Below are 7,791 nucleotides of genomic sequence, written 5' to 3'. Positions count from 1 at the left end.
TCCCAAGAGTCCATGCTGGCGGCGCCTGCCGAGTTGAAGCGGCGGGCGAAGAACACCTGCTGGCCAAGGATGTCCCAGGTGCCGTAGTGCTGCGCGAGCCCGTCGAGCAGCCAGGTCTCCTGAGCGTTGCCGGGCAAGCTGCGCGACGCCAGATCCGCGTCCGAGCAGACCTTCCAGCCGTCCCCGCACGCCTGGTCGTGGCGGTACTGCCGGGTGTCGAGCATGTGGAAGGTGGCCAGGCTCCCCCACCGGAGCCGGCGGTACAGCGGGATACTGTTGCCGCTGTTCGCCTGTGCCGGGCGCAGCGGCATGTTCTCGTAGTAGGCCCGGTACGCCGCCGTCCGCCGGGCCGTCCACTGCGCACTGGTCAGGGACGGCGTACTGTCGGCCCGCACCATGTTGGCGTAGTTGTTCTCCACCTCGTGGTCGTCCGTGACGACGAGCCACGGCGCGACCGCGTGCGCGGCCTGGAGGTCCGGGTCCGACTTGTACTGCGCGTACCGGCGACGGTAGTCCGCCAGCGTCACGATCTCCGTGGTGCCCGCGTGTGTCCGGGTCCGGCCGGCGACCGCGCCGTACTCGTAGATGTAGTCGCCGAGGTGCAGGATCAGCCCCGGGTTCTCCTCGGCCATCCGGCGGTAGACGGTGTAGTAGCCCTCCTCGTAGTGCGCGCAGGAAGTGAAGGCCATCACCAGGTCACGGCCGTTGGTGCCGATCGCCGGGGTCGTCCGCGTGCGTCCGACCGGTGAGAGGTGTCCCTGGGCACGGAAGCGGTAGAAGTAGTCGGAGTCGGCGTTGAGGCCTCCGGCAACCACATGGACCGAGTGCGCGTTCGCGTACGTCGCGGTGACCGAGCCGGACGCGACCAGCGTGCTGAACGTGTCGGTGGTTGAGACCTGCCAGTCGACGGTCACGTTGGTGTTCGTCATCCCGCCCTGACCGTCGGCGTTGAGGGGCGATGGCGCCAGCCGGGTCCACAGCGCGACGCTGTTCGTGTCCGGTTCACCGGAGGCGATTCCCAACTGGAACGGGTACGGGACGGCAGCGGTCGCCGCGATCACGGCCGAGCGGACCGGGAGAGCGCTGACACCGGCAGCGGCAAGTCCGCCGAGGACAAGGGTTCTGCGACTGATTGGGCTCATGGGCCTCACCTTCACTACTACTCAGGGCGGGGGCTCCCCGGACGGATGACGCCGGCGGAGCCATCCGGGGAACCTTGAGAGTGCGTGGTGCTTGATGCCCATGGTGAGACAATTTGTGTAACTTTCCTACCGCTCGCACCTGCCTAGTTGAAGGCAAGGGCGAGCAGAATCACGGCAGGCACACCCTCGAGAGCGGCGTTGAACCACAGCTTGGGCTGCGAGACGACCAGGACGACCGCCATGAATGTGTGCTGGGCCGCAGTGAAGATGATCAGCGCCTCCCCCTGCGGCAGATGGTCGGTCCGGACGAGGATGACGCCCGCCACCAGCGCGACCGCGGTGGTCAGGTTGTACCAGCCCATGTTCACCGTCCAGAGACGGACCGCGTCGAAGTCGCCGGGCTTGGTCAGGAACATCGGATAGAGCCGCGGGTGCCGGTACAGGAACGACTCCATCACGAAGACGACGCCGAGCATGAGGGCGATCGCCACCGCGAGCACCTGCGCCGCCGTGCTCATGACGGTGCTCCCGCGAGCGTGACCCCGTGCCGGCTCGAGATCTCCCCCAGCGCGGCGAAGTCGGCCGGATCGACGGTCGCGAGATCGGCGAAGAACTCGCCCATCTTCCCGGTCTGGCTGACGGTCAGGAACTTCGCCGTCGGCGTCAGCACCGAGAAGGTGTTCAGCGTCCCGGCCGGGATGCTGATCGACGCGCCGGGCCCGAGGTCGTAGCCCTGGTCGCCGGCCTGGACCAGGATCCGGCCCTGCAGGACGTAGAAGGCCTTGCTCCAAGTCTCGCTGTGCGGCGGCGCGGCCGGCCCGCGGGGTGCGTCGACCTCGAAGATCTCGTACTGCGCGCCGGTGTGCTCACCGCCGACCTTGACCGTGACGACCGCGTCCGGAGCGGCGTACTCCGCGCCCGTGCCGGCCGTACTCAGGTGCACCGATTCGGTCATGATGTCCTCCTCCGAGAGTCGTTGACCTGAAGGTAGGAAGCGGGGCGGGCCGGAACCATCCCGGCCGGCTGGGCTCTCCCGCGGCGCGGAATCCCCACATTCCGGGGATGGGCGGGCCGTTGCCGGCGGCGCATACTGAGCGCATGTGGGAGGGCCGGGCGCGGGCCGCGCGGCGGGACATCGCGGCACTGGCGACGTCAGGACTGGGCGTCGCGGAGCTGCACGCGGCCGCGATCGAGGTGGTCGAGCAGGTGATCGGCGACGATCTGACCTGCTGGGCGGCGATCGATCCGGGCACGCTGGTGATCAGCTCGATGACGAGTGGCCGGACCCGCATCCCGGCCGAGTACGAGCCCCGGCTGGCCGAGACGGAGTACTCGCCGGACAACCCGAACTCGTTCGCCGAGCTGGCCAAGCGGCCGTACCCGGTGGCCCGGCTGTCCGACCTGCCGTACCGCGAGGTCGTCGGCCACCGCCGGCTCAACGAGGTGTGGCGGCCGCTCGGGATCGAGCACGAACTACGGGCCGTGTTCAGCGTCGACGGCGACTGCTGGGGCGCGGCCGGATTCGTCCGGGGCGGGACGGAGTTCACCGACCGCGAGGTGGAGTTCCTCGGATCGGTGGCGCCGGCGATCGGCGCGGCAACGCGGGTGGCGGTGCGAACCGATGCCCACGGCTATCGAGGAGGGGTCGGTCCGTCGATCGTCGTGACCGGACCGAGCGGCGCGCCGCGTGCGGTCACGGCGGCCGCGCGCAGTTGGCAGGACGCGCTGAACGAGATCGCCCCCGGTCGGTTCGACACGCTGCTGCTGGCCGTCGTGACCGGCACCCGGGCGGCCGCCAACGGCACCTTCCAGGCGCGGGTACAGACCGCGACCGGTGGCTGGGTGGTCATGCAGGGCAGTCGGCTGATCAGTGACGACGGCCAGACGGAGGTGGTGGTGACGATCGAACCGGCGTCCGGCCGTCACCTGGTGGGCATGCTGCTGGCGGCGTACGGACTGACCGCCCGGGAGCGGGAGATCTGCCTCGAGGTGATCTCCGGTCACACCACGACCGAGATCGCCGACCGGCTGTCGATCTCACCGCACACGATCCAGGACCACCTGAAGTCCGCGTTCACCAAGGTCGGCGTGCGCAGCCGGGGTGAACTGGTGGCGACGCTGCGACCCGACGACCTCACGTACCACTGACCGCCGACTGCTTGCGGTAGGCACCGGGCGCGATCCCGAAGTCACGCTTGAACGCCTTCGCGAAGGCGAACTCCGAGGTGTACCCGATCTCCTTGGCCACGGCCGCCAACGGCCGGTCGTGGCCACGCAACAGGCGCGCGGCGGTCGTCATCCGCCAGCGGGACAGGTACGTCAGCGGCGGCTCGCCGACCGCCTCGGTGAACCGGCGGGCGAAGGCGGCCCGCGACAGGCCGACGTCCGAGGCGAGGTCGGCAACCGTCCAGGTCGCGCCGGGCTCGGCGTGTAGCAGCTCGAGTGACCGGGCGACCGCGGTGTCGGTCAGCGCCCGCGACCAGCCGCTCTCGGTCGGGCAGCGCCGGTCTTCGAGCCAGGCCCGCAGGATGAGCACCAGCAGCGCGTCGACCAGCGGCGGTACGACGGCAGCCGCGCCCGGGCGATTGGCGTCGAGCTCCTCCCCGAGAACGCCGATCGTGGCGTGCAGGGTCCGGTGACGGCCTGGATCCGCCGGCACGTGCACGACGTCGGGCAGGTCGCTCAGCACCGGATGTGGCCGCTGCCGGTCGAGAAGGTACGTCCCGCACAGCAACAGCGACCGGGCTCCTGTGCTGCCCAGCGCTGGGTCGGCAACCTCCGGGTCGAACTCGACCAGCGGTGTTTCGGGGTGGTCCGCCAGCCCGTGCTCGAGCCCGCGCGGCAACAGCACCGCGTCCCCCGGCCCCATGGCGATCGGCTCGCCGCTGGGTGGCAGCAGCCAGGAACTCCCTTGCAGCACCAGATGGAACGTCGCTCCCGCGGACTGCGTGAACCGCAGACCCCACGGCCCGCGCACGTCGGTCCGCCGGGAGTCGGCCGGACCCGACCGCATCGCGGTGACGACGTCGGCGAGAACATCCATGTCCAGCATGATACGCCACGAGCCAAAGACGATCGGACATGAATGAGCGCCGAATGGACATAGAGCCGCTCCACAGCACCTGCCTATTGTCGGTGATGCAAAACTCAACTACTAGGAGCCCTCCATGAGTATTGTCGTCACCGCCGCCACCGGCCACCTCGGCCGCCTCGTCATCGACGAACTGCTGGAGCGGGTGCCAGCGGACCAGGTGGTCGCGGTCGCCCGCAACGCCGAGAAGGCCGCCGACCTCGCGGCGCGCGGCGTCGAGGTCCGGATCGCCGACTACAACGACCCAACCGCCGTCGCCAAGGCCTTCGGCACCGGTGACACCGTGCTGCTGATCTCCGGCCTGGAGCCCAACCGCCTGGCCCAACACCGGACCGTGATCGACGCGGCGAAGGAAGCCGGGGTCGCCCGGATCGCCTACACCAGCGTGCTCGGCGGACCGGACGCCGACTTCGAGCTGGCCGCCGACCACCGGGCGACGGAGCAGGCGATCCTCGAGTCCGGCCTGACCTACACGCTGCTGCGCAACGGCTGGTACAACGAGGTGTACACCGACCAACTCGCCGTACAACTCGAGCACGGCGTGGTCGGAAGCGCCGGCGACGGCAGGATCGCCTCGGCCGCACGGCGCGACTTCGCGGCCGCCGCGGCCGTGGTCCTCACCGGCGAGAATCACGAGAAGAAGGCGTACGAGCTGAACGGCGACACCGCCTGGACGCTGACCGAGTACGCCGCCGAGGTGTCCCGGCTGGCCCGGAAGGACGTTGCCTACAACAACGTTCCCGGCGAGACGCTGCTCGGGATCCTGGTCGGGGCCGGCGTCCCGGAGTCCTTCGCCCCGATCCTGGTCGACGTGGACGCCGCGATCGAGCGCGGTTTGCTCGCCGGCCGCGGCAGCGACCTCAGCCGCCTGATCGGCCGCCCGACCACGCCGATCGCCGACTCGATCGCCGCGGCTCTGAGGAAGTAGCACGCAGTACGTCCGTCGTTCCCGCTCGACCGACGAGGAGCTCGCGCCGAATGGGATCGGGCCGGGGTTCTGGCGCCCCGGCCCGGTCGCTCCACTACGGGATCAGCTTGATCGCCAGGTCAGGGTCAAACTGTCCCGCGGGCAAGCTGGACTCGTTGCACACGCCGTCCGAGTTGCCCGGAACCTTGACCCACAACAGCAGTTCCGCGCCACCGCCGACCCGCGCCGTCACCCCGAGTTTGCGTCCCGGCGGATTGCACCAGGTCGTCCCGGCCCCGGCGCCGTTGCGACTGGTGTCGATCACGAACGGTTTGTCGGCTGCCAGGCCGTCGTTGATCGCGTCCGCGAACGGGATCGTTTCCGCGGTCGTGTAGTAGTTCGACACATTCAGCGAGAACCCGTGAGCGTTGCCGACGCCCACCCGGGTCAGCCGCTGCGCCATGTCACTCGCGGTCCCCCAACCCTTGTTCCCGGCATCCAGGTAGACCCAGGTGTTCGGCGCGAAGTCCTTGAACTGCTGGAGCGCGAACTGCAGCATCCTGACTCGCTCGTCCTGCTTCTCGGGCGTCATGCACTGGAAGTCGCCGAGCGAGTCCGGCTCCAGGATCACGAGCGCCGGCCGACTCCCGATAGCAGCAGCAAACGTCTGGACCCAGTCCTTGTATGCCGCCTCCGTCCCCGCCCCGCCACCGGAGTGACCGCCGCACGCGTCCCGGCCGGGAATGTTGTACGCCACCAGCGTCGGCACCTTGTCCGCCGCGTCGGCCGGCCCGACGAACTGCTGGACCGCGTCGGCGATGTTCGTGTTCCAGTTGCCGAACCAGCGCGCCATCGGCTTGGTCGCGATCGCCGCGTTGATGGCCGTTGCCTTCGTCCCCGGGTTGTTGTCCACCCAGATCTTGGGATTGGACTTCGGGTCGACGTAGAAGCCGTTGGTCAGCGAGATCGGACTGCCGGCCACGGTGCCGTAGGTGTCGACGAGCGAGACGTTGTCGAACCAGACGGAGTACCCGGTGGGGTGATCGCCCAACTGGAAGGTGAGTTCGGCCTGCGCGGTCTCCAGCGACCCGGTGAACCCGAGCGCGAACCGCTGCTTCGTCGTACCGACGGTGAAGAGCCGGTCCAGCGTCGACGGGTACGGCGCCGTGTTGTGCTGCACCGTGGTCCGGAGCTGCCGGGTCGCGGTGGCGCGGGCGTCGAAGGACAGGACGTACCGATGACCCTGGTGAATCGGGAAGGCCGGGACGTTCTGCCCGAGCATCGCGTCCCATCGCTCCGCCGTACCGCCGGGGACGACCGCCTTGAGTTGGCCGGCGTCGACGCTGATCGGAGTGTTCGCGAGGCTCCACCAGTTCGTCGTACTGGTGTCGAAGGTGCCGTTCTTGACGAGTTCGGTGGCCGCAGCGGCGCCAAGCGCGCTGGCCGGTACGACGACGCCGAGAGCGAGCGCGGCCGCCGGCAGGCCACGGATGATCCATCGCATGAGTGCTCTCCTGTCTGGTGATGGGCGGGAGACAGTCCGGGAGCGCTTTCAATCAGACGAGCCTTGCAGCGGTCTTCCAGGCATCGTGCCGAGGTGACAGCTGTTCGTCAAGACTTCGGTCCCGCAAGGCTTTTCGTCTTCTCAGACTCCTGCGGCGTACCTACACTCAGGTCTGGAAGCGCTCCCAGATCAGTTCGCCACCTGACCAGTGGAAGGTGATCACACTCGAGACAGAGACTCCCGCACGCAACTGCCCCACCGCGCCGCCGACGATGCGGCCGGGGTTGGTGGTCGCCATGGTGAGCGCCTCCGGCAACGAGAAGGCGGCGGCTGCCCAGGCGACCCCGGTCGACAGCGGCGCGACCGCCCCGGCGAGGTACGGCGTACCCCGGACGAGCAATCGCCCGTCACCGGTGAGCTCGACGTCTCCACCGACCGCAGTCGAGTACTCCCCCGGTGGCCGACCGCCGAGCGCGACCGAGTCGGACACCAGGAACGATCGCTCGATGCCCTTCGCCCGGACCATCGCCACGAACGCCTCGACCGGCAGATGGTGACCGTCGGCGATGAAGCCCGCGCTGAGGCGGTCGTCGGCCAACTGCGTCCACAGGTAGTTGGGGTGCCGCGGCAGTTGCGCGTGGGCACCGTTGCCGAGGTGGGTGGACAGCGTCGCACCGGCATCGACCGCGGCGCCGAGCTGGACGGTGTCGGCATGGGTGTGGCCGATCGCGACCCGGGTTCCGCTGGATGCCACCGCGGCGATGTAGTCCGTGCTGTCCGGCCAGTGTGGCGACAGCGTGACGAGACCGATCAGGCCGCCCGCGGCACGTTGAAGGTGCTCGAACTCGGCGAGGTCGGGCGGCCGGACGAACGCCGCGTCATGGCACCCGCGCGGCCCCTCCTGATCCGAGATGTGCGGTCCTTCCAGGTGGATGAACGGGATCGCCTGGGCGATCTCGGGATGGCGACGACGCGCCGCGGCCACGATGGCCAGCGCGTGGCTGATCCGGTCGGGGCTCGCGGTCACCAGGGTGGGCACGAACGTCGTGACACCGACCAGCCTCAAGGCCGCACGCAGTCCGACGACGGTGTCGATCTCCAGGTCGTCGCCGTTCAGGTCGAACCCGGCGTACCCGTTCACCTGGAG

General features: G+C 69.3%; 8 protein-coding genes. 2 read left to right on the top strand and 6 right to left on the bottom strand.

All coding sequences use genetic code 11. From position 1 onward, the window contains the following. From E1218_RS33780 to E1218_RS33770, 3 genes are all read right to left on the bottom strand, one after another. A partial coding sequence (locus tag E1218_RS33780; RefSeq protein ID WP_132327111.1) for an alkaline phosphatase D family protein occupies window positions 1–1,142 on the bottom strand: 1,142 nt, incomplete at its 3' end. 143 nt (window positions 1,143–1,285) lie between these two features. Next, window positions 1,286–1,660: a DUF1304 family protein gene (locus E1218_RS33775; protein WP_132327110.1), complete on the bottom strand. Its 375-nt coding sequence runs from the start codon at window positions 1,658–1,660 to the stop codon at window positions 1,286–1,288. Beyond that, a complete protein-coding gene (locus E1218_RS33770; protein ID WP_132327109.1) occupies window positions 1,657–2,097 on the bottom strand; it encodes a cupin domain-containing protein in 441 nt (146 codons plus the stop codon). Before E1218_RS33770 ends, E1218_RS33775 begins: the two co-directional genes overlap by 4 nt. Before the next feature lie 143 nt (window positions 2,098–2,240). Here E1218_RS33770 and E1218_RS33765 point away from each other — a divergent pair, with 143 nt between their 5' ends. Then, the gene (locus E1218_RS33765; RefSeq protein WP_132327108.1) at window positions 2,241–3,290 is read left to right on the top strand and encodes a helix-turn-helix transcriptional regulator; all 1,050 of its coding nucleotides are present in this window, start codon (window positions 2,241–2,243) and stop codon (window positions 3,288–3,290) included. Here E1218_RS33765 and E1218_RS33760 read toward each other — a convergent pair. Beyond that, window positions 3,277–4,185, bottom strand: coding sequence for an AraC family transcriptional regulator (locus E1218_RS33760; RefSeq protein ID WP_132327107.1), 909 nt, complete (start codon window positions 4,183–4,185; stop codon window positions 3,277–3,279). The genes E1218_RS33765 and E1218_RS33760 overlap by 14 nt on opposite strands. A 124-nt stretch (window positions 4,186–4,309) precedes the next feature. Here E1218_RS33760 and E1218_RS33755 point away from each other — a divergent pair, with 124 nt between their 5' ends. Then, a complete protein-coding gene (locus E1218_RS33755; RefSeq protein WP_132327106.1) occupies window positions 4,310–5,161 on the top strand; it encodes an SDR family oxidoreductase in 852 nt (283 codons plus the stop codon). Between the two features lie 94 nt (window positions 5,162–5,255). Here the strand turns inward: E1218_RS33755 and E1218_RS33750 are convergent, their stop codons facing one another. Next, window positions 5,256–6,644: a glycoside hydrolase family 6 protein gene (locus tag E1218_RS33750; RefSeq protein WP_202866343.1), complete on the bottom strand. Its 1,389-nt coding sequence runs from the start codon at window positions 6,642–6,644 to the stop codon at window positions 5,256–5,258. A 166-nt stretch (window positions 6,645–6,810) separates the two neighbouring features. Continuing rightward, the coding region (locus E1218_RS36405) for an N-acetylglucosamine-6-phosphate deacetylase (protein ID WP_165949538.1) at window positions 6,811–7,791 on the bottom strand (981 nt) is incomplete at its 5' end.

The organism is Kribbella turkmenica (assembly GCF_004348725.1).
GTDB lineage: Bacteria > Actinomycetota > Actinomycetes > Propionibacteriales > Kribbellaceae > Kribbella > Kribbella turkmenica.
The sequence above is the reverse complement of the archived record's forward strand: the minus strand, read 5'-3'. Positions and strand labels throughout refer to the sequence as shown.